This is a genomic window from Pseudomonas sp. GM30 (assembly GCF_000282275.2).
Lineage (GTDB): Bacteria > Pseudomonadota > Gammaproteobacteria > Pseudomonadales > Pseudomonadaceae > Aquipseudomonas.
Genome location: NZ_AKJP02000031.1, coordinates 47,917 through 72,029 on the forward strand (window position 1 = coordinate 47,917; position 24,113 = coordinate 72,029).

At 60.2% G+C, this 24,113-nt stretch carries 26 protein-coding genes; 15 read left to right on the forward strand and 11 right to left on the reverse strand.

What is annotated here, in order from left to right; all coding sequences use genetic code 11:
* The first annotated feature begins 168 nt into the window (after nt 1-168).
* A complete protein-coding gene (locus PMI25_RS25230) occupies nt 169-723 on the forward strand; it encodes an RNA polymerase factor sigma-70 (protein WP_003226680.1) in 555 nt (184 codons plus the stop codon).
* Between the two features lie 98 nt (nt 724-821).
* On the opposite strand, the gene PMI25_RS25235 is transcribed toward PMI25_RS25230, so the two are convergent.
* The 3 genes from PMI25_RS25235 to PMI25_RS25245 form a co-directional block, all read right to left on the reverse strand.
* A complete protein-coding gene (locus PMI25_RS25235) occupies nt 822-1,835 on the reverse strand; it encodes a GNAT family N-acetyltransferase (RefSeq protein WP_007969062.1) in 1,014 nt (337 codons plus the stop codon).
* Between the two features lie 84 nt (nt 1,836-1,919).
* The gene (locus tag PMI25_RS25240) at nt 1,920-2,717 is read right to left on the reverse strand and encodes a substrate-binding periplasmic protein (protein WP_007969064.1); all 798 of its coding nucleotides are present in this window, start codon (nt 2,715-2,717) and stop codon (nt 1,920-1,922) included.
* Nucleotides 2,718-2,809: 92 nt separating this feature from the next.
* Nucleotides 2,810-3,433 (reverse strand): TetR/AcrR family transcriptional regulator, encoded by a 624-nt coding sequence (locus PMI25_RS25245; RefSeq protein ID WP_007969065.1) that lies wholly within the window; start codon nt 3,431-3,433, stop codon nt 2,810-2,812.
* A 183-nt stretch (nt 3,434-3,616) separates the two neighbouring features.
* On the opposite strand from PMI25_RS25245, the gene PMI25_RS25250 reads away from it, so the two are divergent.
* The 8 genes from PMI25_RS25250 to ppnP all read left to right on the forward strand — a co-directional run bounded on the left by PMI25_RS25250 (nt 3,617) and on the right by ppnP (nt 12,975).
* A complete protein-coding gene (locus PMI25_RS25250; RefSeq protein WP_007969066.1) occupies nt 3,617-5,407 on the forward strand; it encodes an acyclic terpene utilization AtuA family protein in 1,791 nt (596 codons plus the stop codon).
* Nucleotides 5,408-5,419: 12 nt separating this feature from the next.
* Entirely contained in the window at nt 5,420-6,289 is an 870-nt protein-coding gene (locus PMI25_RS25255; protein ID WP_007969067.1) for an SDR family oxidoreductase, read from the forward strand.
* Nucleotides 6,290-6,292: 3 nt separating this feature from the next.
* Nucleotides 6,293-7,909, forward strand: a complete 1,617-nt coding sequence (gene atuC, locus PMI25_RS25260) for a geranyl-CoA carboxylase subunit beta (protein WP_007969068.1) — start codon at nt 6,293-6,295, stop codon at nt 7,907-7,909.
* A 30-nt stretch (nt 7,910-7,939) separates the two neighbouring features.
* Nucleotides 7,940-9,097: a citronellyl-CoA dehydrogenase gene (gene atuD, locus PMI25_RS25265; protein WP_007969069.1), complete on the forward strand. Its 1,158-nt coding sequence runs from the start codon at nt 7,940-7,942 to the stop codon at nt 9,095-9,097.
* Complete coding sequence (locus PMI25_RS25270) at nt 9,094-9,891, forward strand: enoyl-CoA hydratase/isomerase family protein (RefSeq protein WP_007969071.1); 798 nt, start codon at nt 9,094-9,096, stop codon at nt 9,889-9,891. The genes atuD and PMI25_RS25270 overlap by 4 nt, the downstream gene beginning before the upstream one ends.
* A 109-nt stretch (nt 9,892-10,000) precedes the next feature.
* Nucleotides 10,001-11,962, forward strand: a complete 1,962-nt coding sequence (locus PMI25_RS25275; protein WP_007969072.1) for an acetyl/propionyl/methylcrotonyl-CoA carboxylase subunit alpha — start codon at nt 10,001-10,003, stop codon at nt 11,960-11,962.
* Nucleotides 11,963-12,032: 70 nt separating this feature from the next.
* Nucleotides 12,033-12,575, forward strand: coding sequence for an exonuclease domain-containing protein (locus PMI25_RS25280; protein ID WP_007969073.1), 543 nt, complete (start codon nt 12,033-12,035; stop codon nt 12,573-12,575).
* Between the two features lie 115 nt (nt 12,576-12,690).
* Nucleotides 12,691-12,975, forward strand: a complete 285-nt coding sequence (gene ppnP, locus PMI25_RS25285; RefSeq protein WP_003226701.1) for a pyrimidine/purine nucleoside phosphorylase — start codon at nt 12,691-12,693, stop codon at nt 12,973-12,975.
* A 71-nt stretch (nt 12,976-13,046) separates the two neighbouring features.
* Here ppnP and PMI25_RS25290 read toward each other — a convergent pair whose 3' ends face one another.
* Entirely contained in the window at nt 13,047-13,853 is an 807-nt protein-coding gene (locus tag PMI25_RS25290) for an MOSC domain-containing protein (protein ID WP_007969074.1), read from the reverse strand.
* A 191-nt stretch (nt 13,854-14,044) separates the two neighbouring features.
* Nucleotides 14,045-14,980, reverse strand: coding sequence for a chemotaxis protein CheV (locus tag PMI25_RS25295; protein WP_003226705.1), 936 nt, complete (start codon nt 14,978-14,980; stop codon nt 14,045-14,047).
* A 454-nt stretch (nt 14,981-15,434) separates the two neighbouring features.
* Between PMI25_RS25295 and PMI25_RS25300 the strand changes: the two genes are divergently transcribed.
* The 3 genes from PMI25_RS25300 to PMI25_RS25310 all read left to right on the forward strand — a co-directional run bounded on the left by PMI25_RS25300 (nt 15,435) and on the right by PMI25_RS25310 (nt 17,947).
* Nucleotides 15,435-15,905: a hypothetical protein gene (locus tag PMI25_RS25300; protein ID WP_007969075.1), complete on the forward strand. Its 471-nt coding sequence runs from the start codon at nt 15,435-15,437 to the stop codon at nt 15,903-15,905.
* A 492-nt stretch (nt 15,906-16,397) separates the two neighbouring features.
* A complete protein-coding gene (locus PMI25_RS25305) occupies nt 16,398-17,291 on the forward strand; it encodes a sensor histidine kinase (protein ID WP_007969078.1) in 894 nt (297 codons plus the stop codon).
* The gene (locus PMI25_RS25310; protein WP_007969079.1) at nt 17,288-17,947 is read left to right on the forward strand and encodes a response regulator; all 660 of its coding nucleotides are present in this window, start codon (nt 17,288-17,290) and stop codon (nt 17,945-17,947) included. The genes PMI25_RS25305 and PMI25_RS25310 overlap by 4 nt, the downstream gene beginning before the upstream one ends.
* Here PMI25_RS25310 and yegS read toward each other — a convergent pair.
* On the reverse strand, nt 17,931-18,848 hold the full coding sequence (gene yegS, locus PMI25_RS25315) for a lipid kinase YegS (protein ID WP_007969080.1): 918 nt from the start codon (nt 18,846-18,848) through the stop codon (nt 17,931-17,933). The genes PMI25_RS25310 and yegS overlap by 17 nt on opposite strands.
* A gap of 318 nt (nt 18,849-19,166) precedes the next feature.
* Here yegS and PMI25_RS29525 point away from each other — a divergent pair, with 318 nt between their 5' ends.
* Nucleotides 19,167-19,475: a hypothetical protein gene (locus tag PMI25_RS29525; RefSeq protein ID WP_177325744.1), complete on the forward strand. Its 309-nt coding sequence runs from the start codon at nt 19,167-19,169 to the stop codon at nt 19,473-19,475.
* 57 nt (nt 19,476-19,532) lie between these two features.
* On the opposite strand, the gene PMI25_RS25325 is transcribed toward PMI25_RS29525, so the two are convergent.
* Together PMI25_RS25325 and moaB are read right to left on the reverse strand one after the other, a co-directional pair.
* Nucleotides 19,533-20,759 (reverse strand): molybdopterin molybdotransferase MoeA, encoded by a 1,227-nt coding sequence (locus tag PMI25_RS25325; RefSeq protein ID WP_007969081.1) that lies wholly within the window; start codon nt 20,757-20,759, stop codon nt 19,533-19,535.
* Nucleotides 20,743-21,282: a molybdenum cofactor biosynthesis protein B gene (gene moaB / locus PMI25_RS25330; protein ID WP_003226719.1), complete on the reverse strand. Its 540-nt coding sequence runs from the start codon at nt 21,280-21,282 to the stop codon at nt 20,743-20,745. The genes PMI25_RS25325 and moaB overlap by 17 nt, the downstream gene beginning before the upstream one ends.
* An 82-nt stretch (nt 21,283-21,364) precedes the next feature.
* Here moaB and mobA point away from each other — a divergent pair, with 82 nt between their 5' ends.
* Both mobA and PMI25_RS25340 read left to right on the forward strand, forming a co-directional pair.
* Nucleotides 21,365-21,964 (forward strand): molybdenum cofactor guanylyltransferase MobA, encoded by a 600-nt coding sequence (gene mobA / locus PMI25_RS25335; RefSeq protein WP_007969082.1) that lies wholly within the window; start codon nt 21,365-21,367, stop codon nt 21,962-21,964.
* Between the two features lie 78 nt (nt 21,965-22,042).
* Nucleotides 22,043-22,264: a YgdI/YgdR family lipoprotein gene (locus PMI25_RS25340; protein WP_007908660.1), complete on the forward strand. Its 222-nt coding sequence runs from the start codon at nt 22,043-22,045 to the stop codon at nt 22,262-22,264.
* A gap of 76 nt (nt 22,265-22,340) precedes the next feature.
* Here PMI25_RS25340 and PMI25_RS25345 read toward each other — a convergent pair whose 3' ends face one another.
* From PMI25_RS25345 to PMI25_RS25355, 3 genes are all read right to left on the reverse strand, one after another.
* Nucleotides 22,341-23,231, reverse strand: a complete 891-nt coding sequence (locus PMI25_RS25345) for a pseudouridine synthase (RefSeq protein ID WP_007969083.1) — start codon at nt 23,229-23,231, stop codon at nt 22,341-22,343.
* Nucleotides 23,232-23,309: 78 nt separating this feature from the next.
* Entirely contained in the window at nt 23,310-23,627 is a 318-nt protein-coding gene (locus tag PMI25_RS25350) for a transcriptional regulator (RefSeq protein ID WP_003226726.1), read from the reverse strand.
* Nucleotides 23,628-23,793: 166 nt separating this feature from the next.
* Nucleotides 23,794-24,030 carry a glutaredoxin family protein gene (locus tag PMI25_RS25355; protein ID WP_007969085.1) on the reverse strand — a complete coding sequence of 79 codons (237 nt, stop codon included), beginning with the start codon at nt 24,028-24,030 and terminating at the stop codon, nt 23,794-23,796.
* Nucleotides 24,031-24,113: the final 83 nt, after the last annotated feature.

Consider the following 24,113-nt stretch of genomic DNA (forward strand, 5'->3'; position numbering starts at 1 on the left):
GGGCTGGGGTGTGGCGGTGTGTCGCAGTTCTCGATTCGCACCTTTACGGAGCATTAGTTCTCTTTCTCAATTGACAATCATTATCATTCAACATAATTTGTCGCTCGATGTGTAGGACGGCCTCGTCCCCCGGCGTCCCACTAACCTATTGGCAGCAAGGTGATTTCCATGACGGAACAAGTATCCACAAGCAGGTGCGATTCACCGCTACTTCAGGCCTTCGTCGACAATCGACTGATTCTGGTGAAGATTGCAGCGCGCATTACCGGCTGCCGTTCACGCGCCGAAGATGTGGTGCAGGATGCGTTCTTCCGCTTGCAGTCGGCCCCGCCGATCACGTCGTCGATCAAGGCGCAATTGAGTTATCTGTTCCAGATCGTGCGCAACCTCGCCATCGATCACTACCGCAAACAGGCGCTGGAACAGAAATACGCAGGCCCGGAAGAGGAAGGGTTGAACGTGGTCATTCAGGGCGCATCGCCGGAAACCTCGCACATCAATTTCTCGACGCTGGAACACATCGCCGACGCGCTGACCGAACTGCCCAGCCGCACCCGCTACGCCTTTGAGATGTACCGCCTGCACGGGGTGCCGCAAAAGGACATCGCCAAGGAACTCGGCGTCTCGCCGACCCTGGTCAACTTCATGATTCGTGATGCGCTGGTGCATTGCCGCAAGGTGTCGGGCAGTCGCGGGGATGCGGCCTCGATGGGGCGTCGTTAAGCCCGGTTCATCGCAGAAAAAAAGATCGCAGCCTGCGGCAGCTCCTACAGAGGAATACATTTCATGTAGGAGCTGCCGAAGGCTGCGATCTTTGGCTTTTACGCCAGCTTGCACCGATCAAAAAACCGCTCACGCCCCAGAATCATCAACGCCGCACGCTTGTGCGGAAAGTCGAATTCCTTCTCGCAGTGGAAGCACTGATTCTGCATGTGGCCGATCATCTTCGCGTTGTCGGCACGCGGTTCGGCGACCACGCGCTGGGTACGCGGATCATCCAGAAACAGATAGTGCACCAGCGCCGACAACCAGCTCGCGACCTTGTGCGGGCCACGGTGATTCTCTTCCCCCACCAGCATGTGAATGCCACGGTCGTAATTGTCGGCGTCGTAGAACGGCGCGATCCGATCTTCCTTGGCCCAGTAGGCTTCGAAATAGGCAAACGGTTGATCATCGAAACAACCGATCAGCGTCAGCGTATGCGGATCGGCGTCGAGCTTGCTGAGGTATTCGCGATGCTGCTCAAGACTGCCCTCCTCCTGCCAGAAACTGGCAACACGCGGGCTGTTCTGCCAGCGATTGAATCGCGCCAGATCCTGCTCGATCTCCAGTGTACGCAGGGAAATCCACGCACCGAGACGCGCATCGAAGCGTCGATAGACTTCACCGCGCGGCTTGACCGGACGCAGCGGATGGCGCTTGCCCTGGCTGATCACCATTTGTTGCGGATAACTGCCGCTCAGCGATGTACCGAGCCATGGCTGCGGCAGTTGCCAGAACAAGGTGCGCTCGCAACGGTATTCGCCGGCCACGTCGGTGCCAACCAGCAAGCCGCTGCGCAAGGCTTCGGTGGGCGGCTGATCCAGTTGCCAGAGCAATTGCTGACGCTCCGGCTCACGGGCGAACAACCAGTAGCAGGCAGCCCACAGCGCCAGGCCCGGCGGCAGGGCAAAACGCTCATCGAGCTGAATCGATCCGGTGCCGTCACGATTCAGACGCAGGCGAATCAGCGGTTGCCCGTCCAGGCTCAGGTTCAGACGGCTTTCAGTTGCATCGGCTACCAGTTCACTGCCCGAAGGCAAGGCCAGGGCAGTCAGGTCATTCAGATTGGACATGGGTCGGGCTCACGATAATCGGCGACAGTTCAACGATGGGACGTGAGCCGAGAGCGGAAATTTAGCCGCCGGGGCGAAAATTGCTCAGGGGTGCGGCACCGGTACCACGGCTATTTTGTACGGATCGAAGATCTTCAGCATCTGGCCGTTGTCGCGCAAACCCTGCAGCAACTTGCTGAACGCCTCGCCGGTGATCGGTGCGTTCGGGCGCAAAATCGCGTAATGGTGGTAGATCTGATCGATGCGCTGCGACACCAGCAGCTCGTCTTTGACCTTTTCGTTGCGCTTCAGATAATCGAACAGGTACGAGCGCGTCACCAGCGCTATGTCGGCCCGCCCGCGCAGGACCATCAGCAAGTTGCTGTCGTGGGAATAGGTCAGCGAGGCATTGAACGTATCAGCCAGGTATTTGGGATCGGCATTGAAGTTGGCGAACTCATAGTGATATCCACTGTAAAGCGCCAGGCGCTTGCCCTTCAGATCGGCGAAGTAGTTCTCCTGGCGAGCATCTTTGCGTTGCGCGACGAAAATCTCGGCATCTTCCAGACCCATATCGACCGTGGTGTGTGGAATGTCCTTCCAGCCCCACTCCGGGTTTTCGAAAATCGCCATGTCGGTGCGCCCTTCCTTCAAGTCACCGAAACGCCGGGGAATCGAGGTCGGTACCAGGACAAACTGATACTCCGTCTGCAACGCATTCAGCGCTTCGACCAATTCCGGCAGCAGACCGGTGTCAGCACCGCTTTCCGGGCGGATGGTGTAAGGCGGAAAGTGCGCGGCGCCCACTCGAACCAGTTGCGCTGCCTGCGCGGGCAACACCCAAAATACCGTCAGCGCTACGAGCAAAAGCCCTGCGGTCGTCCGAATTGGCGAAGACTTCAAAACACCCCACTCCCCGAAAAAATACCGATCAATGCATTCAAGCTAGGCGGTTTCGCCCAGTTAGCCAGTTTCCTGACCTGTTGGAACGTGGGTTAACGCTCTTCGAGCACCAGAATCAGTGCCTCATCGGCCAACTGATCAAGGCTCAGGCTGCCGCCGGCACGGAACCAGGTGGTGGTCCAGGACAACGCGCCGGTGAGAAAACGTCGGGTTACAAATACATCGCCACGGATGAAGCCGGCCTCCTTGGCTTCGCCCAGCACCTGCAGCCAGATGTCTTCGTAGACATCGCGCAATGCCAGCACTTTGGCCTGACCGTCTTCGGACAGCGAGCGCCATTCGTAGACCAGCACCGCCATGGCTTCGCCGCTGCCGCCCATGATCGACTGCAACTCGCAGCGAATCAGCGCCAGTACCCGCTCGCGCACGTTGCTGGCTTCGGCCAGCGCGGCGCGCATCAGCGCGGTGTTGTAGCGGATGGTTTCTTCCATCACCGCCCGGAGGATTTCATCCTTGCTTTTGAAGTGATGAAAAATGCTCCCGGACTGGATCCCTACCGCCCCCGCCAGATCACGCACCGTGGTGCGCTCGTAGCCTTTGTTGCGGAACAGGTGAGCGGCCACTTGCAGCAGTTTGCCGCGGGCGCTGTCAGGGTCGGTCAACTGGCCCTGGTCGACCAGTTCGCGCATGACCCTCAGGGCTTTTTGCTCGTCCACCCGTTCTCTCCTACAGTCGATCAGTCTGTTGCCCCCCTGAACGCGCAGGGTTGCGCGCAATTTAAGCCCGGGGCCGCAACCAAGCAAGCGCTTGGGCAGAGATATTTCAGCTGTTTACAAACCAAGCGCTTGCTTGGTAGCCTCCAGACACTTCTGTCGCAGGTTCCTGAGTCGGAGATAAAAATGCCAACCACCGTCCGCATCGGATGCGCCAGCGCATTCTGGGGAGACACCTCGACCGCCGCCGCACAACTTGTGGCCGGCGGGCAGCTGGATTATCTGGTGTTCGATTACCTGGCCGAAATCACCCTGTCGATCATGGCCGGCGCGCGCATGAAGGACCCGCAGGCCGGGTTCGCCGGGGACTTCGTTGAGGTGCTCGCGCCGCTGCTGCCGCAACTGGCTGAACAGAAAATCCGCGTCATCAGCAATGCCGGCGGGATCAATCCAAAAGCCTGTGCCGCCGCTCTGCAAGCCGCCTGCGACAAGGCCGGGGTCAGCCTGAAAATTGCCGTGCTGCTCGGCGATGACCTGCAACCGCAATTCAAGCAACTCGCCGCTCAGGGCATCCACGAAATGTTCAACGGCGCGCCGCTGCCGCCGATGTGCGTATCGACCAACGCCTACCTCGGCGCACCAGGCATCGTCGAGGCTCTGCGCCTGGGCGCCGACATCGTCATTACCGGCCGGGTGGTCGACAGCGCGGTGGTCAGCGCGGCGCTGGTGCATGAGTTCGGCTGGGCGTGGCACGACTACGACAAACTGGCCCAGGCCGCGCTGGCCGGGCACATCATCGAATGCGGCGCGCAATGCACCGGTGGCAACTTCACCGACTGGCGCGACGTGCCGGATTACGAACACATCGGTTTCCCCATCGTCGAAGTCAGCGCCGACGGCCAGTTCATCGTCAGCAAACCCGAAGGCTCCGGCGGTCTCGTTACGCCACTGACCGTTGGCGAGCAGATGCTTTATGAAATCGGTGATCCACAGGCCTATCTGTTGCCGGATGTGGTCTGCGATTTCACTCAGGTGAAACTGCAGCAACAAGGCAAAAACGCCGTGCATGTCCACGGTGCCAAAGGCCTGCCACCCAGCGATAAATACAAGGTCAGTGCCACGTACCCGGACGGTTTTCGCTGCACCGCCAGTTGCCTGATCGCCGGCATCGATGCGGTGGACAAAGCCCGGCGTGTCAGTCAGGCAATCATCGACAAGACTGCCGAAATGTTCAGCCAGCGCGGCTGGCCGCCCTACAGCGAAGTCGACATCGAATTGCTCGGCAGCGAAGCCACCTACGGCCCGCACGGCCAGCGTCGCGACAGCCGCGAGGTGGTGATCAAACTCGCCGTGCGCCATTCGCTGAAACATGCGCTGGTGCTGTTCTCCCGGGAAATCGCCCAGGCCGCCACTGGCATGGCGCCGGGGCTGACCGGCATCGTCGGCGGACGGCCGACGGTGTATCCGTTGATTCGCCTGTTCTCGTTCCTGATCGATAAAACCGCCTGCACCCTGCAAGTCGCCATGGCCGGTGAACAACATCCCTGCGCTCTGCCCGCGCAAACACCACTCGACAGCCACGATCTGCCAATCCCCGAGCAGCCACCCAAACCCCAGGGCCGCGCCGACGCCAGTGTGCCGTTGGTGAAACTGGCCGTGGCGCGCTCCGGCGACAAGGGCAATCACAGCAACATCGGCGTCTTGCCGCGCCGCCCGGAATACCTGCCATGGATCGCCGAAGCGCTGACTCCGGCAGTGATCGTCGACTGGATGCGCCATGTACTGGACCCGATTCACGGTCGGGTCGAACGCTGGTATCTGCCCGGCACCCACAGCCTGAATTTCCTCTTGGAAAACGCTCTCGGTGGCGGCGGTGTCGCGAGTCTGCGTATCGATCCACAGGGCAAGGCCTTTGCCCAGCAGTTGCTGGAAATCCAGATCCCGGTGCCGCAGAGCATCGCCGAACAACTCGACTAGAGGTTGGGCTTCATGGCTTACGCATCGATTTTCAAAGCCGATCTGTTCGGCGGTCAGACTCTCATCGTCACCGGTGGCGGCAGCGGCATCGGGCGTTGCACCGCGCATGAACTGGCAGCGCTCGGAGCCAATGTGCTGCTGGTCGGGCGCAAGCCAGAGAAGCTGCAGAAAGTCGCCGCCGAAATCAGCGAAGACGGTGGCCGCGCGCACTGGCAAGCCTGCGACATCCGTGACGAAGACGCGGTGAAGCAGCTGGTCACCGAGTTGATCGCCGAGCACGGGCCGATCCACGGTCTGGTCAACAATGCCGGCGGCCAGTACCCGTCGCCACTGGCCTCGATCAATCAGAAAGGTTTCGAAACCGTGTTGCGTACCAATCTGGTCGGCGGCTTCCTGATGGCCCGGGAAGTGTTCAACCAGTCGATGAGCAAGCACGGCGGTAGCATCGTCAACATGCTCGCCGACATGTGGGGCGGCATGCCGGGCATGGGCCATTCCGGCGCAGCACGTTCGGGGATGGACAACTTCACCAAGACTGCCGCGTTCGAATGGGGTTACGCCGGGGTGCGGGTCAATGCGGTGGCGCCGGGCTGGATCGCGTCCAGCGGCATGGACACTTATGAAGGCGCTTTCAAAGCCGTGATCCCGACCCTGCGCGAACACGTACCGCTCAAGCGCATCGGCACCGAATCGGAAGTCAGTGCGGCGATTGTTTTCCTGCTCAGTCCGGCGGCGGCGTTCATCAGCGGCAGCACCTTGAAAATCGATGGCGCCGCCAGTCTCGGCAGCCGCGCATGGCCGTTGCACAAGGCAACCCACAGCGAGTCGTTCAACGGTTTCCATCGGGCGTACCTGCCCGACGTGCTCAAGGACAAGGAGTAAGCCATGCCGCAGATCCAGTCCGAACTCGATCCGCACAGCGAAGCCTTCGCCCGCAACCGCGCGGCGATGCTCACGGCCATCGAGCACGTCCAGCAACTGGAACAGAACCTGCTGAACAAGGCTGCCGAAGCCAAGGCCAAATTCGACAAGCGCGGACAACTGCTGCCCCGCGAACGCTTGAATCTGCTGCTCGACCCCGGTGCACCGTTCCTTGAACTGGCGAGCCTGGCCGGTTACAAACTGCACGACGACAAGGATGGCAGCGCTGCCGGTGGCGGTCTGATCGCCGGCATCGGTTACGTGTCGGGAATACGGGCGATGGTGGTGGCCAATAACAGCGCGATCAAGGGCGGCACGATTTCCCCCACCGGCCTGAAAAAATCCCTGCGCCTGCAACAGATCGCCCTGGAAAACAAACTGCCGGTGATCACCCTGGCCGAAAGCGGCGGCGCCAACCTCAACTACGCTGCCGAAATTTTCGTCGAAGGTGCGCGCAGCTTTGCCAATCAGGCGCGGATGTCGGCCATGGGTCTGCCGCAAATTACCGTAGTGCACGGCTCGGCGACGGCGGGCGGCGCCTATCAACCGGGGCTGTCGGATTACGTGGTGGTAGTGCGCGGCAAAGCCAAGCTGTTCCTCGCCGGGCCGCCGCTGCTCAAAGCCGCGACCGGCGAAGTCGCCACCGATGAAGAGCTGGGCGGTGCCGAGATGCACGCGCAGGTTGCCGGCACCGCCGAGTACTTGGCCGAGAACGATGCCGATGGCGTGCGCCTGGTACGCGAAATCCTGCGCATGCTGCCGTGGAACGAACAACTGCCGTGGCTGCCGGAACCGCAATACAAGGAGCCGCTGTACCCGATCGACGAACTGCTCGGGCTGATTCCCGATGACCCGAAAAAACCCTACGACGTGCGCGAAATCATTGCGCGGATTGCCGACGAATCGGAGTTCCTTGAATTCAAGGGCGAGTTCGATCAGCAAACCATCTGCGGCCAATTGAAAATCCACGGTCGCGCCTGCGGCCTGATCGGCAACAACGGCCCGATAACGCCGGCCGGGGCGAGCAAGGCCGCGCAGTTCATTCAGCTGTGCGACCAGAGCCAGACGCCGCTGCTGTTTTTCCATAACACCACCGGCTTCATGGTCGGCACCGAGTCCGAGCAGCAAGGCGTGATCAAACACGGCTCGAAACTGATTCAAGCGGTGGCCAATGCCCGAGTGCCTAAACTGACGATGGTCGTCGGTGGCTCCTACGGTGCCGGCAACTATGCGATGTGCGGACGAGGTCTCGATCCACGTTTCATCTTCGCCTGGCCCAACAGCCGCACCGCGGTGATGGGCGGCGCGCAGGCCGGCAAGGTGCTGCGCATCGTCACCGAGGCCAAACAGCTCAAGGAAGGCCTGGTGCCGGATCCGAAAATGCTCGACATGCTCGAACAGGTCACCGCGCAGAAACTCGACAGCCAGTCCACCGCGCTGTACGGCAGCGCCAACCTGTGGGACGACGGCCTGATCGACCCACGCGATACACGCACCCTGCTCGGTTACCTGCTGGATATCTGCCACGAAGCCGACATTCGCACGTTGCAACCCAACAGCTTCGGCGTCAGCCGCTTCTGACTGCCTCGGAAAACAAGGAGAACAATAAAAATGATCTTCACCCCGGAACACGAAGCACTGCGCCGCACCGTCCGCCAATTCGTCGAGCACGAAATCAACCCGCACGTCGAGGAATGGGAAAAGGCCGGACGCTTTCCGATTCACGAGATTTTCCGCAAGGCCGGCGACCTCGGGCTGCTGGGGATTTCCAAACCGGAAAAATTCGGCGGCATGGGCCTCGACTACAGCTATTCGATCGTCGCCGCCGAGGAGTTCGGCACCATCCATTGCGGCGGCATTCCGATGTCGATCGGCGTGCAGACCGACATGTGCACCCCGGCGCTGGCGCGCTTCGGCTCCGATGAATTGCGCGACGAGTTCCTCCGTCCCGCGATTACCGGCGAGCAGGTCGGTTGCATCGGCGTCTCGGAAGTCGGTGCCGGCTCCGACGTCGCCGGGCTCAAGACCACCGCGCGCAAGGACGGCGACGACTACGTGATCAACGGCAGCAAGATGTGGATCACCAATTCACCGAGTGCCGACTTCATTTGTCTGCTGGCCAACACCTCGGACGACAAGCCGCACATCAACAAGTCGCTGATCATGGTGCCGATGAACACCCCGGGGATCAGCCTCAGCTCGCACCTGGACAAGCTCGGCATGCGCAGCTCGGAAACCGCCCAGGTGTTTTTCGACAACGTGCGTGTGCCGCAACGCAACCGCATCGGCCACGAAGGCGCCGGGTTCATGATGCAGATGCTGCAGTTCCAGGAAGAACGCCTGTTCGGCGCGGCGAACATGATCAAGGGTCTGGAGTATTGCGTCGACAGCACCATCGAGTACTGCAAGGAGCGCAAGACCTTCGGCAATGCGCTGATCGACAATCAGGTGATCCACTTCCGCCTCGCCGAATTGCAGACCGAAATCGAATGCCTGCGCGCGCTGGTCTATCAGGCTACCGAGCAATATGTGAAGGGCCAGGACGTCACGCGCCTGGCGTCGATGGCCAAGCTCAAGGCCGGCCGTCTCGGCCGTGAAGTCAGCGACAGTTGCCTGCAATATTGGGGCGGCATGGGCTTCATGTGGGACAACCCGGTGGCCCGCGCCTATCGCGATGTGCGGCTGGTATCGATCGGCGGTGGCGCCGACGAAATCATGCTGGGGATCATCTGCAAACTGATGGGCATCCTGCCGGGGAAAAAGAAATGAGCCCCCTGCCCGACTGCCAGACTCTGCTGCTGGAACTGCACGGCGGCGTGCTGCACATCACCCTCAATCGCCCGGACAGCCGCAATGCGATGAGCCTGCAGATGGTCAGCGAACTGCGTGCGGTGCTGGCGGCGGTGCGCGATGACCGCGGTGTTCGCGCTCTGGTCCTCAGCGGTGCCGGTGGGCATTTCTGTGCGGGTGGCGACATCAAGGACATGGCCAATGCCCGCGCCCAGGGCGCCGATGCCTATCGCGAGTTGAACCGCGCTTTCGGCGCGCTGCTGCAAGAAGCGCAGCACGCACCGCAAGTGCTGATCACCGTGCTGCAGGGCGCAGTGCTGGGCGGCGGATTCGGTTTGGCGTGTGTCAGCGATATCGCCATGGCCGATCATCAGGCGCAGTTCGGTCTGCCGGAAACCAGCCTTGGCTTGCTGCCGGCACAGATCGCGCCGTTCGTGGTGCAACGCATCGGCCTGACCGAAACCCGCCGTCTGGCGCTGACTGCTGCACGCTTCGACGGCAATCAGGCGCGGCGGCTGGGGCTGGTGCATTTCGTCGAGCAGGATCCGCAGGCACTGGCCGAGCGCCTCGATGAAGTGCTCGATCATGTGCTGTGCTGCGCACCGGAAGCGAACGCGGCGACGAAAAAACTGCTGCTCGCCAGTGCCGGGCAGCCCTCGAATGAATTGCTGGATGATGCGGCGCGTTGGTTCAGCGAAGCGGTGACCGGTGCCGAAGGGATCGAGGGCACCATGGCCTTCGTGCAAAAGCGTAAACCGAAGTGGGCGTCTTAACAGCTTCGCGATCGGGCTCGCTCCCACAGATGGAAAGCGTTCCAAATGTGGGAGCGAGCTTGCTCGCGAAGAGGCCAGCACCGACACCGCAAATTCCGAGGGAACAGCCATGCCCGCCATTCACAAAATCCTGATCGCCAACCGCGGTGAAATCGCCTGCCGCATCCAGCGCACCGCCCAGGCCCTCGGCTATCGCACCGTCGCCGTATTCAGCGATGCCGACGCCGATGCCCTGCACGTGCAGATGGCCGATCAAGCCGTGAATATCGGCCCTGCTCCGGTGCAGCAGTCTTACCTGAACATCCCGGCAATCCTCAACGCCGCCCGGCGTAGCGGTGCCGACGCGATCCATCCCGGCTATGGCTTTCTCTCGGAAAACGCCGGCTTCGCCCGCGCCTGCGCAGAAGCCGGCCTGGCCTTTATCGGCCCGAGTGCTGAGGCGATCGAACTGATGGGCAGCAAGCGCCTGTCGAAAATCGCCATGCTCGACGCTGGTGTTCCCTGCATCGCCGGCTATCAAGGTGCCGCGCAGGACGACGCAACGTTGTTGCGCGAAGCCGAGCGCATCGGCTACCCGTTGATGATCAAGGCCAGTGCCGGCGGCGGCGGGCGTGGCATGCGTCTGGTGCACAGCAGCGAAGATTTACCAGCGCAATTGCGCACCGCCCGCTCCGAAGCGCTGAACGGTTTCGGCAGTGACGAGCTGATCCTCGAGCAGGCGCTGATCGAACCACGACACGTCGAAGTGCAACTGTTCGGCGACCGTCACGGCAACCTGATCTATCTCGGCGAGCGCGACTGCTCGGTGCAGCGCCGCCATCAGAAAGTCATCGAGGAAGCACCCTGCCCGGTGATGACCCGCGAGTTGCGCGAGGCTATGGGCGAAGCGGCATTGAAGGCTGGCCGCGCGGTGAATTACGTCGGTGCCGGCACCGTCGAGTTTCTGCTCGATGCCCGCGGGCAGTTCTATTTTCTGGAAATGAATACCCGTCTGCAGGTCGAACACCCGGTGACCGAACTGATCACCGGGCAGGATCTGGTCGCCTGGCAACTGGCCGTCGCCGAGGGGCAGCCGCTGCCGCTGACCCAGGATCAGGTCACGCTGAATGGCCACGCCATGGAAGTGCGTTTGTATGCCGAAGATCCGACGCAGAATTTCCTGCCGCAGACCGGTCGTGTACAGGCCTGGGAACCGGCGTTGATTCCGGGGGCACGGATCGATCATGGCTTGCGCGAAGACCAGTGGGTCAGCCCGTTCTATGATCCGATGCTCGGCAAACTGATCGCCCACGGCGCCACCCGCGAAGAGGCGCGCCGCAAGCTGTTACGCGCGGTGCAGGACAGCGTGCTGCTCGGCGTCCAGAGCAACCAGCGTTTGCTGGTCAGCCTGCTGCAACATCCGCAGTTCATCAGCGGTGAATTCAGCACCGCGTTCATTGCTCAGCATTTCACTGACCACCCATGCCTGCACACTTGCGCCCCCACCGCCGAGGAACTGGCCATCGCCGCCGTGCTGTTTTATCAGTCTGGCGCGCAGGCGCATCGTGCGCCGCTCAAGGGTTGGCGCAACAATGCGGGCGCGCCGCTCGATTACCGCTTAAGCTTTGAACAACAGGACTGGACTGTACAACTGCTTGCGGGCACAAACGGCATCTTCACCGTAAACACGATGGGGCATTCGAGGGAGCTGAAAGTCATCAATTGCAACGAACGCTCGGTGACGCTGGAAGTCGACGGCCTGCGCCAACGTCACGCTTACCGGATCGATGGCGAAGAACTCTGGCTGTTCACCCACCCCGGCAACCTGCGCCTGGAGGATCGAACTCATGCGCTGATCAGCAGTCAGAGCTGCGTCAGCTCAGGGACACTGAAGGCGCCGATGGACGGTGCCATCGTCGACGTGCTGGTCAGCGAAGGCAGTCCGGTCAGCAAGGGTCAATTGCTGGTGGTGCTGGAGGCAATGAAAATGGAGCATCCGCTCAAGGCCGGCATCGACGGCGTGCTCAAGCGGGTGCAGGTCAAGGTCGGCGATCAGGTAAAAAATCGTCAGGTTCTGTTGCAGGTCGAGTGAGTCGCCAGGCGCAAACGCAAGGTTTGACTACGCTCTGATCTATCAGGACGCGTAAATCAGGAAACCTGCGATGCCCCATTGGCTGGTCATTGATCTGGAAGCCACCACAGATGAAGGTGGCTGGCCGGTTACGGAAATGGAAATCATCGAAATCGGCGCGACGCTGGTCGATCGCGCCGGTCGCGAGCAGGATCACTTTCAGCGGTTCGTCAAACCGACCCGGCGGCCGTTGCTGACGCCGTTTTGTCGTGAACTCACGCACATCACCCAGGCCAACATCGATGCCGCACAGCCAGTGAGCGAAGTCTGGCCGGCGTTTGAACGCTGGCTTGGGCAACATCAGACGCGCCTCGAAGGCTGGGCCAGTTGGGGCGATTACGACCGCAAGCAGTTGCTCCAGGAATGGCAGCGCCTGCAACTCGACAGCCTGCTCAGCCGGGTACCGCACATGAACCTCAAACAGCGCTTCGCCAAAGCCCGCCGCCTGGAGCGGCCACTGGGCCTGAACGGTGCGTTGCAACTGGCCGGCATGCAGTTCAGCGGTCAACAGCACCGGGCCCTGGAAGATGCGCGCAATACCGCGCGGTTGCTGCCGTTGGTCTTGCCACTCTGAAGTCAGGGCGAGAACGCGCCGGACACGCTCCGGGCAGGTGACGGCGCCCGGAGCGTTGTGCATACTGGCCAGCCTTTTTTAACCCTTTTTTTGCCCTTTTCGAGAGGAATCGCCCATGTTCAAAGTCAACGAGTACTTCGACGGCACCGTCAAGTCGATCGCTTTTGGCACCGCTGAAGGTCCGGCGACCATCGGCGTCATGGCCCCGGGCGAATACGAATTCGGCACCGCTCAGCGCGAGATCATGCACGTGGTTTCCGGCGCGCTGACCGTCAAATTGCCGGACAGCAGCGACTGGGAAACTTTCGCCGCCGGCAGCCAGTTCAACGTTCCGGCCAACAGCAAGTTCCAGCTGAAAGTCGCCGTTGATACCGCTTACCTGTGCGAATACCGCGGCTAAGCCCACGGCTTTTCCCGGCAAAAAAAATGCCCGTGTCCATGGACACGGGCATTTTTCATTTCCGGCCTCGGTTACTCGAGGATTTCCACCGGCATACCGACTTCCAGACGACCATTGCTGTCGTTGACCAGGTTCTGGCCGAACATCGCGCCATCGGCCTGGGCGCGGTATTTCTGCAAGGTCGCCAGTGGCTCGCGATCAGCACTGCGCTCGCCGGTTTGTGGATCAATGGTGGTCAGGATGCAGCGCGAGCACGGTTTGACCACCCGAAACTCGACATCGCCGATGCGAATGCGCTTCCAGCCATCTTCGGCAAACGCCGTACTGCCTTCGATCACCAAATTCGGTCGAAAGCGCAACATCTCCAACGGTCGTCCGACCTTTTGCACCAGATCCTGCAGCGATGCCTCGCCGATCAGCAGCAACGGGAAACCGTCGGCGAATGCCACCTGGTCATCCTCGCGGCCGTAACCGGCCTGCGTCATGCGCGCTCGATCAAGTGGCACCTGCACCAGACGGGTCGGCTTGCCGATGAAATCGCTGACCCAGCGGGCCGCGTCATCCCCGGCATCCGGTACGCGCAGGGTGTCACGCCAGATGGTCACGCCGCGCAACTCGGCATCGTCCTCCGGCAAAGGAATATCCAGCGTGGCATGCTGCGGCGCACTGAGGGTCAGCCCGCCCTGTGCATTCCACAGCGCCGACAGCTGACTCATTTTCGCCTCGGCCCTTTGCGTCAGGAAGCGGCCGCTGGCCTCGTCCACGAGCATCCAGCGTCGGTCACCTTCAAGGCCGAGTTTGTCCAGGCCAATCGATTGCAGAATCTCGGGCTTGCCGGATTTCAACGGGTAACGATAGAGCGCGCTCAGACGCAACATGTCCAGCTTCCTGATGGGCAAAAATGCCACCCTATACGAGCTTTATCTGCGAATCAAAGCCTGAGTTCGAGCACTGCACGACAAGGTAGGAGCTGCGGCACGCTGCGATCTTTTGACGTTGACTTTAAGGATCAAAAGATCGCAGCCTCGTTTCACTCGACAGCTCCTACAGGGGCGGTGTGGTTTTGTGGTCAGGCAGGCACTTCATCGAGCATCAGACGCTGACGCACCACGTCGACCAGTTTGTCCGGCTGGAACTTGGAGAGGAAATTGTCGCAGCCGACTTTCTTCACCATCGAATCGTTGAAGCTGCCGGACAGCGAAGTGTGCAGCACCACGTACAGGCCACGCAGGCGTGGATCGTTGCGGATCTCGGTGGTCAGGCGATAACCGTCCATCTCTGGCATTTCCGCGTCGGTGAACACCATCAGCAGCTTGTCGGTCATGTTCACGCCGGTATCGGCCCAGGCCTTGAGCATGTTCAGCGCTTTCAGACCATCGCTGGCGATGTGCATTTTCACGCCGAGCTGGCCGAGGGTGTCGCGCAGTTGCGAAAGCGCTACGTTGGAGTCGTCCACCAGCAGCACTTCGCGGCCACGGGCACGCTCCAGTACCGGATCGTCGAGCTTGTCGCGCGAAACCTTGGCGTTGTACGGGACGATTTCGGCAAGGACTTTCTCGACGTCGATGATTTCCACCAGCTGATCGTCGACCTTGCTGATCGCGGTCAGGTAATGCTGGCGTCCGGCGCTGGTCGGCGGCGGCAGGATGGCTTCCCAGTTCATGTTGACGATGCGATCCACGCCACCGACGAGGAAAGCCTGTACCGAACGGTTGTACTCGGTGACGATGATGGTGCTGTTCGGGCCCGGCACCAGCGGACGCATGCCGATCGCCTGGGACAGGTCGATCACCGGCAGCGTCTGCCCACGCAGGTTGACCACGCCGCAGACAAACGGGTGACGCTGCGGCATCAGTGTCAGCTTCGGCAACTGCAGAACTTCCTGAACCTTGAACACGTTGATCGCGAACAACTGGCGTCCGGCCAGGCGAAACATGAGAATTTCCAGGCGATTCTCACCCACCAGTTGCGTGCGTTGGTCTACCGTGTCGAGAATGCCGGCCATCAATGACTCCTGGGCTTGTTCTGATGAATTCACTATTGAGGGGTTATCGGCTGTTTATGGCGATTCTTGATCCCCAAAAAATTCACCATCAAAATGCCACATACGGGCATTGATGTCACATTAACATCATGGTTTACTGGCCCGGTGTTTTCATCTGCTACATTCTCTCCTGGCGCGACCACCGTTTGCGCCACAGGTTCCCGCGCGTAAGGGAATCCCCTAGTAACAATCAGGCCCAACCTGATGTTCGCAATATCCAATAGCCATTAATGTGACGCCATTCTCATTGCATGAACGGAGTCAGGCTATTGTGTGCGATCGCAGGTCAGTGGAACCCCACCCTCTGGAAAACCTCAGCCAGTGCACTTGCACGGCGGGGCGCGATCTCCCGACGGTGCATGATCGTCGACACACACGGCATTCCCTCATCAGACATGACGCTGTGGAGATAAGCATGCCAATCGACCGTAAAGACTGGGCACAACGCTTTCCCGAATTTCTCGTCGAAGCTGAAACGCTCCTGGCCAAGTCCGAAGAATGCCTGAGCCACCTGCAACTGATCAGCAATGACAAGGACGCCATCGACTGCATGTGCAGCACTCTGCTCAAACTTGCGAGCCGGGCTGAAGCGTTGGCACTGGAGGCGATCTCCGAATTCTCCCTGCATATTCACAGCCTGCTCGACCACGCGCCGGATCCTGTCGATCTGCATGCACAGGCCCTGGATGCGCTCAAAGACTGCTTCACCCTGATGGCCTGGCAGATCGAGCTGGTCGATCACAACACCGGCCAGTTGAGCCTGGACACCAGCGAACAGACCTCCCTGATCGAAGCCTTCGCATTTCAGGTCGGTCAGAGCGAATTTCGGCCGCCACTGGCGACTCGAACGCTACCACTCATGTCTTATTCGGAACGTCAGGCCTGATTCAGGGCTGGCCCTGAACACGTCAAGGTCATTGATCCGAAGCGCAGAATGTCGCAAATGAATAGTTCATACCTGCCAGCGACAATTCGAATTAAATAATCACACCTGACACCAGCGGAAATTTTCCCGCGGCCTCAGGGTTTACCTGTGTCCGAGTAATGATCAACTTCGAGTAACATCGATATCTGTCGAACACAATAAAGCGCCTTTTTTCCATTATGGAACCCACGTCCAACATGGCGTCTTTCCTGACTCATTGGACATATATGGCAAACGCGACCAACGGTATCTTAAGTGGTATTATGCCGACCATTAGTTGCTCTCAATTAATGGCACAGTGATTCACTGACAGTCACCCACCGAAGTTGGCGGTCAAACATCGTTCACTGAACCTGGTTAAAACCAACAACATAATTGACAGCATTTTCAGACAGAGATCGGCCCGCCACCGGCCGGTCTACCCGCAGCGAACATCCATTGGCTCCATCCGTTATGTACGCCAGCCTCAAGTCAATCACCACATGGCCACCGTCCCGGGAAAATGCACGCCGGTTCACACTCGTATTGTGTGTCACCGCCACCGTCGGCTGCCTGCTGACCTATGGTTTTTCGGCACCACTCTCACTGGGGTTGTTGCTGCTGAATATCGCTGCCACCGCTTGCGTCTGGGTGCAATATCGACTGTCGCGCAAATCGATCAAGTTCCAGCCTCAGGAACTCGCCGACCGTTTGCTGGAAGTCCAGGAAAACGAACGCCACCGTCTCAGCCGGGAACTGCACGACGACATCGGGCAGTTACTGACAGCGGCCAGGCTGCAAAGCGAATGGCTGAAAAAACGCCTGCCACCCGACTTGCAAGCGCAATGCTCGACACTCTGCGACACCCTTGAAGAAACCCTCAACAAGGTGCGCGACGTTTCCGCCATTCTCAATCCGCGCCAACTGACCAGTCTCGGGCTGGAGGCCAGCCTGCGAGCGCACCTGCTCAAGACCCTGGCGAACACGTCGGTGCACTGGAGCCTCGATTGCCAGCAGCGGCTCAACGGTATTCCGGAAGAAATGGCGGTCGCCGCCTTTCGCATTGCTCAGGAAGCGGTCACCAACATTCTGCGCCACGCACAGGCCAGCAACCTGCTGATCCGCGTGCAACGCCTGCCAAAAGGTCTGACGCTGCTGATCAGCGACGATGGCCAAGGCTTTGCGCCTGCCGCGGATCCGGGTCGCGAAGGACAACGCGGGATGGCCGGGATGGCCGAAAGGATCGAACAGTTGGGCGGCACGCTGAACGTCATCAGCGAGCCGGGCAAAGGCACTCAAATCGAAGCACTGTTCCCCTGGGCGCCCCGTGCACTCGAACGGGCCAGTACGAATAAGGTTATGCGTTGACTTGTAACTTACTTCTGGTGGATGACCACTCGCTGATCAGGGCCGGCGTGCGCGCTCTGGTGCTCGACATTCCCGGTTACGCGGTCGTTGGCGAAGCCAGCGATGGCTCGCAGTTGCTCGAAATGGTCGAGCAACTGGCGCCCGACATCGTGCTGCTGGATATCTCGATGAAGGAAACCGGTGGCCTGGAAGCCCTGCAACGGCTCAAGCGGGTGCGCCCGCAAAGCAAGGTGCTGATTCTGTCGATGCACACCGATCCGGCGTTGATCATGCAGGCGCTGGAGTCCGGCGCACATGGTTATCTGCTCAAGGACACCACGGCCACCGAGCTGGAACATGCCCTCGAAGCCCTGCGCAACAACGAGCGCTACCTGAGCCCGGCGATCGCCCACACCGTGATCAATCAGGCGCTGACCCGCACGCAGAAAAACCAGCCGGAAGTGGCCGACTCTCACAACCTGACGGCCCGTCAGCTGGAAATCCTGCGGTTGATCGTACGCGGCAAATCCACCCGGGAGATCGCCAACGGCCTGGGCCTGAGCATCAAGACCGTCGAAACCCACCGCTCGCAGATCATGAAGCGCCTGCAGATCTACGATGTGGCGGGCCTGGTACTGTTCGCAGTGCGCGAGCAGATCATCAGCCTGGACGATTGATCGACCGATCAGCGCCCAGCAGCGGCGAATGCTCAGGCAAGTGCACCCGCAAGGCTCCCGGGCGCGCCTCGAAGCGCAGGCTGTCGCCCTCCAGCGGCTCGCCGTCAAGATTGATGCTCAGGCCTTCGGCAACCTTGATTTCGACCCAGGGCAGGCGGGCCCGGACAAACATATTGTCGAGGCCGAAACCGTCGCTTAGCAGGGTCTTCAGTGTCCCCACCAACTCCTGCGGAGCCGGCAGAATGCTGATATCCAGCAGGCCATCATCGGCCAGTGCCTGCGGACACAACTCATGTCCGCCACCCGCCTGGCGGCCGTTGCCGATCCCCAGCGCCAGCAGCTCGCCACTCCAGTGAAAGTCCGGCCCCTGCAGTTCGCCGTAGGCCGCGTGCAACTCACTGAAGCGCGACAGACCGGTGAACAGATAGGCGGCCCCACCGAGCACTTTTTTCAAATCTTCAGACGTATTGGCCGTGACCTGGCTACCGAAACCGCCGGTCGCCATATTGAGGAAAATCTGTCCGCCGACAGCGCCCAGATCAATGTCCCGCGGCGGTACATCCAGAAGCTCAAGCGCCTCGGCCGGCTCCAGCGGGATCCCCGCCGCACGGGAAAAGTCGTTGGCCGTGCCCAGCGGCAACAGCACCAGACTGGCCTTGTGCGCATGCGCGGCAAGGGCTTCAGCAATATCGCGCAAGGTGCCATCACCGCCCCCGGCGATGATCTGCCGATAGCCACCCGCCAGTGCCTCTTCCACCAGGCGCTGAGCGTCACCGGCCTCCCAGGTCAGACGTACCGCCAACTCCCAGCCTTGTTTGCGTTTAGCTTCGACGGCGGCGCGAACCGCCTCGTTGAGTGCCTGCTTGCCATGCAGAATCAACAGCGCCCTGCGTTCACTCATAACGGTTACTCCCCACGATTGAATCGGTATGAAACATCTTGACCACTGGCGCACGCAAAAAAGCCGCATTAATTCCATTTAATTCAGGCGACTGGTCTCTCGCGTCCTACACGACGGTATTTTTTCTTACAACATGTGAGGAATCGGCTCAATTGACCGGGCCCGCTCATTGATTCACCGTGTGCAGGCGGTATCAATTTTCGATTTAACAACACAAGGATGTGCAGGTAATGAGTGGATACACCCTCGGAGCTAGTAACAGCTGGAAGGACGGGAAGGCCGACGCGCTTACATTTACAACCGCCAATGGACATTCCGATGCTCAGCCATGAAGCCAGAGTTCACACCAGTTCGGTCCCCCCGCTCAATGAAAGTCGCGCCAGTCACAAATCCGATTTCAAGAAAAGCGCCAGAACCGCTGGAGAAGTTGACATGGAACCGCGTGTGACCGAACTGGAAACCCACCTCAAATACATTCGTCGCGATATGGACGAAGTGCGTGGTGATGTAAAGACCATCAAGCACCGTCTCGCCTATTCGGCAGGTGCAACGGCAGTGGTGTTGGGATTGCTGGGGTGGGTTGCCAATAGCCGGTTCGACCAGCTGGTCACGCTGATGAGCCATTGACAGAGAAATGCAGGCATCGACGCAGTATCGGTCGAGCCTGCAGTTACCAGCCGCGCGTCAGCCGAGCAGGTCACTCAGCGGAATGAATCCAACCTCATCACCCTTTACCAGCGTACGGCCCTCCAGCACTTCCACCAGCCCATCCGCCCAGGCCGCGCTGCGCAGCACGCCGGAGCTTTGATTGCGGTAGATAATTGCCCGACCCTGCTCAAGACGACCGCGCAGATATTCGCGACGATTGCCGGCAACAGGCCAGACAAAATCTGCCGGAACCGTAAACTTCAGAGGTTCGACATCCTGTACACCCTGACGCCGCAACAAGTAAGGCCGCGTGAGCAGAGCAAAGGTCACCAGTGTCGAAGCGGGGTTACCCGGCAAACCGATGACGGGCACCTTGCGAAAATGACCGAATGTCAGCGGCTTGCCCGGTTTGATGGCCAGTTTCCACAGCGCCAGCTCGCCCTCTTCCCGCAACGCGATGCCAAGAAAATCCGCTTCACCGACCGACACGCCTCCGGTCGAGAGAATCAGGTCGAAACCCTGCAAGTCGCCAAGGCGCGCGCGCGTGGTCGCCAGATCGTCCGGAAGAATACCGGCATCAATCACTTCACAACCCAGGCGCTGCAGCCAGCTGCACAACACCACCCGATTACTGTTGTAGATCTGCCCCGGCCCCAGCGGCTGGCCCGGCTCGACCAGCTCATCGCCGGTGGACAGCACCGCCACTCGGACCTTGCGTACCACATTCAGCCCGGCACATCCCAGCGACGCCGCCAGACCTTGTTCGATCGGTCCCAGTCGCGTACCTGCCGCCAGAATCAACTCACCCACGGTGGTTTCCTGGCCTTGCGGGCGAATGTTCTGGCCGACGCTCATGGTTTCGATGAAACGCACGCTGCCGTCGTCCTGAACCTCGGCGTTCTCCTGCATTTCCACGCAATCGGCTCCGGCGGGCACTGGCGCGCCGGTGAAGATTCGCGCGCAAGTGCCGGGCTTCAAGGGTACAGGCGCCTGCCCGGCAAAGACTTTCTGGCTGACCGGCAGCGGTTCGCCGGTCCAGTCGGCCAGATTCAGGGCATAACCGTCCATGGCGCTGTTTGGCCAAGGCGGCAGATCCAGGGTCGAAACCAGGTCTTCGGCGAGCACCCGCCCTTGCACCTCGGCCAATGGCAGAAACTCGCGCTCGACAATCGGCGTGGCCTCGGCCATTTGCAACAGACGGGCCAGCGCTTCCTCGACAGGCATCAGGCTGCCGGTCTTGCCCGGCTTACCCACGGGATTCACAAGGCGCCGCCTGTTTCAAGTGAGGAACGAAGTTGCACGGGCGATGCCGCGAATCCAGCTGTTCAGCCAGAATCCCGTCCCAACCGGTGCGCACCGCATTGGTCGAACCTGGCAGGCAGCACACCAGCGTGCCATTGGCCAGACCGGCCAGTGCCCGCGACTGCACAGTCGAGGTGCCGATATCGGCCACCGAAATCTGCCGGAACAGCTCACCAAAACCGTCGACCTGTTTGTCGAGCAGGCAAGCGACTGCCTCCGGCGTGCTGTCACGTCCGGTGAAGCCTGTGCCACCGGTAATCAGCACAACCTGCACCACGTCCTCGGCAATCCAGTGGGCAACTTGCGCGCGAATCTTGTAGAGATCATCTTTGAGCAAGACCCGCTCGGCCAGACGGTGACCGGCAGCCGTCAGGCGGTCGACGAAGACCTGGCCTGAGGTGTCGGTTTCCAGGGTTCGGGTATCGCTGACAGTCAGCACCGCAATGTTCAGCGGCGCAAAAGGTACATCGGCCTTGGCTTTCATCAGGCTCGTCCAGTTGTAGGAGAAACAGCTCGGTGTTATATCACAGCGCCTGAATTTTTCGCCGCCCTGCCGGAGAACTGCCATGACCAAAAGTACACTGCCCCCTTGTTCCATTCTGCTCCTGGCGGGCGGACGCGGCCAGCGCATGGGCGGCCAGGACAAGGGGCTGATCGAATGGCAGGGCGAGCCGCTGATTGCGCACTTGCACAGCAAGGTGCGGCCGCTGACCGACGACCTGATCATCTCCTGCAATCGCAATCGCGAGCGTTATGCCGCGTACGCCGATCAACTGGTGAGCGATGAACAGAGCGATTTCCCCGGTCCGCTGGCGGGGATCCTTGCCGGCCTCAGGGCCGCCCGTCTGTCACACTTGCTGGTCTTGCCCTGCGACGTTCCGCGAATTGACGCAGCGCTATTGCGGGACATGCGTGAAACCGCCAGCCAGTTTCCTGAAAAACCTTTAATGTTGCGTCACGACGACCACTGGGAACCCCTGCTTTGCGTGATCCCTGTCGCGCTTCTGCCCATGTTCGAAAACGCCTGGAGCGCCGGTGAACGGAGCCCCGGAAGGGTCATGCGCAACCTCGGTGCGACTGCCCTGCAATGCCCGGACAATGACCCGCGACTGGCCAACCTGAACACCCCCGAACTGTTAAATACACATAACACTGTGTCAGACTGACAGCATTCAAGGAACTCTCACGCCTTGTACACGTCTCAAGCTCAGTAACCAAAAGTATTCCCATTCGGAGACACACTCATGACTCAACGGACCCTCGCCACTTTCATGCTCGCACTGGGCCTGGCTACCCTCGCTGGTTGCTCGTCGCCAACAGTGATCACCTTGAATGACGGTCGCGAAATCCAGGCCGTCGACACCCCGAAATACGATGACGATTCGGGCTTCTACGAGTTCAAGCAACTGGACGGCAAAGAGACCCGCATCAACAAGGATCAGGTTCGTACCGTTAAAGAGCTGTAATCTTTACGTCGACACCGGATACAGAAAAGCCCGCATTGATGCGGGCTTTTTCATGGGCGCTGCAAAGTGAGTGGCGTCACCATTGCAAGGTGATCTGGCTCTCGAATTCGCGCTCCTCGCCGGTCACCGGGTCGATAAAGCGCAACCCCTGCGCCAGCAGCTTGAGCGGATTGGCGTAATCATCCTCAACGTCTTTCAACACATCCGGGTAGAACGGATCGTTGCAGATACTCGCCCCCAGCGCGGTCATGTGTACGCGTAGCTGATGCTTCTTGCCAGTCACCGGATACAGGCCGTAGCGCCACAGATCACCGTTCTTTTCCCGGACTTCTACAGCCGTTTCAGTATTGGCGACGCCTGGCCCTTCCTGCATGCGGAAGAACGGTTCGCCATCGATCAGACGGCTTTTGTGTACAAGGGGAAATTCCAGCTCCGGCAGCGCACGGGCAATCGCCTCATAGCGTTTATCGATCTGCCGCGTAGGGAACAGCGACTGATAAGCGGAGCGGGTTTGTGGGTTAGCCGAAAAGATCACCAAGCCTGCCGTGTGCCGGTCAATGCGGTGCAGTGGCACCAGATGCGGATTATCGAGGCGGCGGATCAGACGACGCAGCAACGTCTGTTCGACGTATTCACCGGCCGGCGTCACAGGCAGAAAATGCGGTTTGTCCGCCACCACCAGATGCTCGTCCGCATAGAGGATCGACTCATGCACCGGGATCGGCTTTTCATCCGGCACTTCACGGAAGTAATGAATACGCAGCCCTTCCTTGTACGGCAGATCCAGCGCAATCGGCTGTCCCTGCCCATCCAGCACCCGGCCCCGGGCGATCCGGTCCAGCCATTGCTCGCGACTGATCGCACTGAAATGCTGACACAGGCAATCCAGTACGGTAAGCCAGGCCCCCGGAGGCAGGTAAAGGGTGCTGGCCTGATTCTGCGCAGCGGAAAACGTTGGTGTGGACATACGGAAATCGAACCCTCAATGCAGGACGGCATTATCCAACACTGAGCGCAACGAACCTAGTGCGGAATCCGGCCCGTCTCAGGCCGGAATCGATTTGAGCGCCGCAGCCTCGGTGAACTCCTTGAGCCAGCGCAGCACATCGACCGCCTCCCAGCGTCCCGGGTCATACAAGGCGTACAACAACCCCTGATAACCGACCACATCCAGTTGCTTGTGATAACCGGCACGCTGGAACAGCGCTTCGATCTCGGCAAAACAGGTGTTGAAATGCAGTTTGTTGAAAGGCGTCTTGCCCTCCGTGACCAGCCCGTCCAGGCGCAACTCGAGGACCGCCTCACGCACCACGTCAACCGACATCCGGTTCACGCTGTTCTTCAACTGTTCGACATTGACCACGGTTCGTCCCTCTGACTGCCGGATTCACCTGCTCAAGCCATCAAAAGCAGCAGGCCCATCCAATTACTGTATGAACATACAGTAACCGAATAAACCGCAAAGTGCCAAGGGAAGGATGCACGGTAGCGACCGGCGGAAAGCCACCCGCGTCACCGAAGAAACAGGCTCAGCGCAGGAAGGCCACCACCTGATCGGCACTGAAAGGCCAGCTCAGCTCCGCGCCGGTATCAACTCGGCGCAGTACCGGAATTCGCAGGCTGTAAGCCTCGAACCAGGATTCATCGTCAGCAATATCCACCAGTTCGACCAGCAGACCGTGCTCGACGAAAGGCATCAACTCGGCCTCTGCCACCTCACACAAATGGCATCCCAAGGTGCCGAACAACTGACATTCAGGAGGCATGATCGCTCAACCGGAAAAGTGAGCGTTCATTCTAGGCCTGCCTCGAAAACCCGTCGAGCGACAGCTGCCCAAAGACCCAGGCA

Coding starts and splice junctions, on each gene's coding strand:
- PMI25_RS25230 (WP_003226680.1), top strand. CDS start 169: ATGACGGAACAAGTATCCACAAGCAGGTGCGATTCACCGCTACTTCAG.
- PMI25_RS25235 (WP_007969062.1), bottom strand. CDS start 1,835: ATGTCCAATCTGAATGACCTGACTGCCCTGGCCTTGCCTTCGGGCAGT.
- PMI25_RS25250 (WP_007969066.1), top strand. CDS start 3,617: ATGCCAACCACCGTCCGCATCGGATGCGCCAGCGCATTCTGGGGAGAC.
- PMI25_RS25255 (WP_007969067.1), top strand. CDS start 5,420: ATGGCTTACGCATCGATTTTCAAAGCCGATCTGTTCGGCGGTCAGACT.
- atuC (WP_007969068.1), top strand. CDS start 6,293: ATGCCGCAGATCCAGTCCGAACTCGATCCGCACAGCGAAGCCTTCGCC.
- atuD (WP_007969069.1), top strand. CDS start 7,940: ATGATCTTCACCCCGGAACACGAAGCACTGCGCCGCACCGTCCGCCAA.
- PMI25_RS25270 (WP_007969071.1), top strand. CDS start 9,094: ATGAGCCCCCTGCCCGACTGCCAGACTCTGCTGCTGGAACTGCACGGC.
- PMI25_RS25275 (WP_007969072.1), top strand. CDS start 10,001: ATGCCCGCCATTCACAAAATCCTGATCGCCAACCGCGGTGAAATCGCC.
- PMI25_RS25280 (WP_007969073.1), top strand. CDS start 12,033: ATGCCCCATTGGCTGGTCATTGATCTGGAAGCCACCACAGATGAAGGT.
- ppnP (WP_003226701.1), top strand. CDS start 12,691: ATGTTCAAAGTCAACGAGTACTTCGACGGCACCGTCAAGTCGATCGCT.
- PMI25_RS25290 (WP_007969074.1), bottom strand. CDS start 13,853: ATGTTGCGTCTGAGCGCGCTCTATCGTTACCCGTTGAAATCCGGCAAG.
- PMI25_RS25295 (WP_003226705.1), bottom strand. CDS start 14,980: ATGGCCGGCATTCTCGACACGGTAGACCAACGCACGCAACTGGTGGGT.
- PMI25_RS25300 (WP_007969075.1), top strand. CDS start 15,435: ATGCCAATCGACCGTAAAGACTGGGCACAACGCTTTCCCGAATTTCTC.
- PMI25_RS25305 (WP_007969078.1), top strand. CDS start 16,398: ATGTACGCCAGCCTCAAGTCAATCACCACATGGCCACCGTCCCGGGAA.
- yegS (WP_007969080.1), bottom strand. CDS start 18,848: ATGAGTGAACGCAGGGCGCTGTTGATTCTGCATGGCAAGCAGGCACTC.
- PMI25_RS29525 (WP_177325744.1), top strand. CDS start 19,167: ATGCTCAGCCATGAAGCCAGAGTTCACACCAGTTCGGTCCCCCCGCTC.
- moaB (WP_003226719.1), bottom strand. CDS start 21,282: ATGAAAGCCAAGGCCGATGTACCTTTTGCGCCGCTGAACATTGCGGTG.
- mobA (WP_007969082.1), top strand. CDS start 21,365: ATGACCAAAAGTACACTGCCCCCTTGTTCCATTCTGCTCCTGGCGGGC.
- PMI25_RS25340 (WP_007908660.1), top strand. CDS start 22,043: ATGACTCAACGGACCCTCGCCACTTTCATGCTCGCACTGGGCCTGGCT.
- PMI25_RS25345 (WP_007969083.1), bottom strand. CDS start 23,231: ATGTCCACACCAACGTTTTCCGCTGCGCAGAATCAGGCCAGCACCCTT.
- PMI25_RS25355 (WP_007969085.1), bottom strand. CDS start 24,030: ATGCCTCCTGAATGTCAGTTGTTCGGCACCTTGGGATGCCATTTGTGT.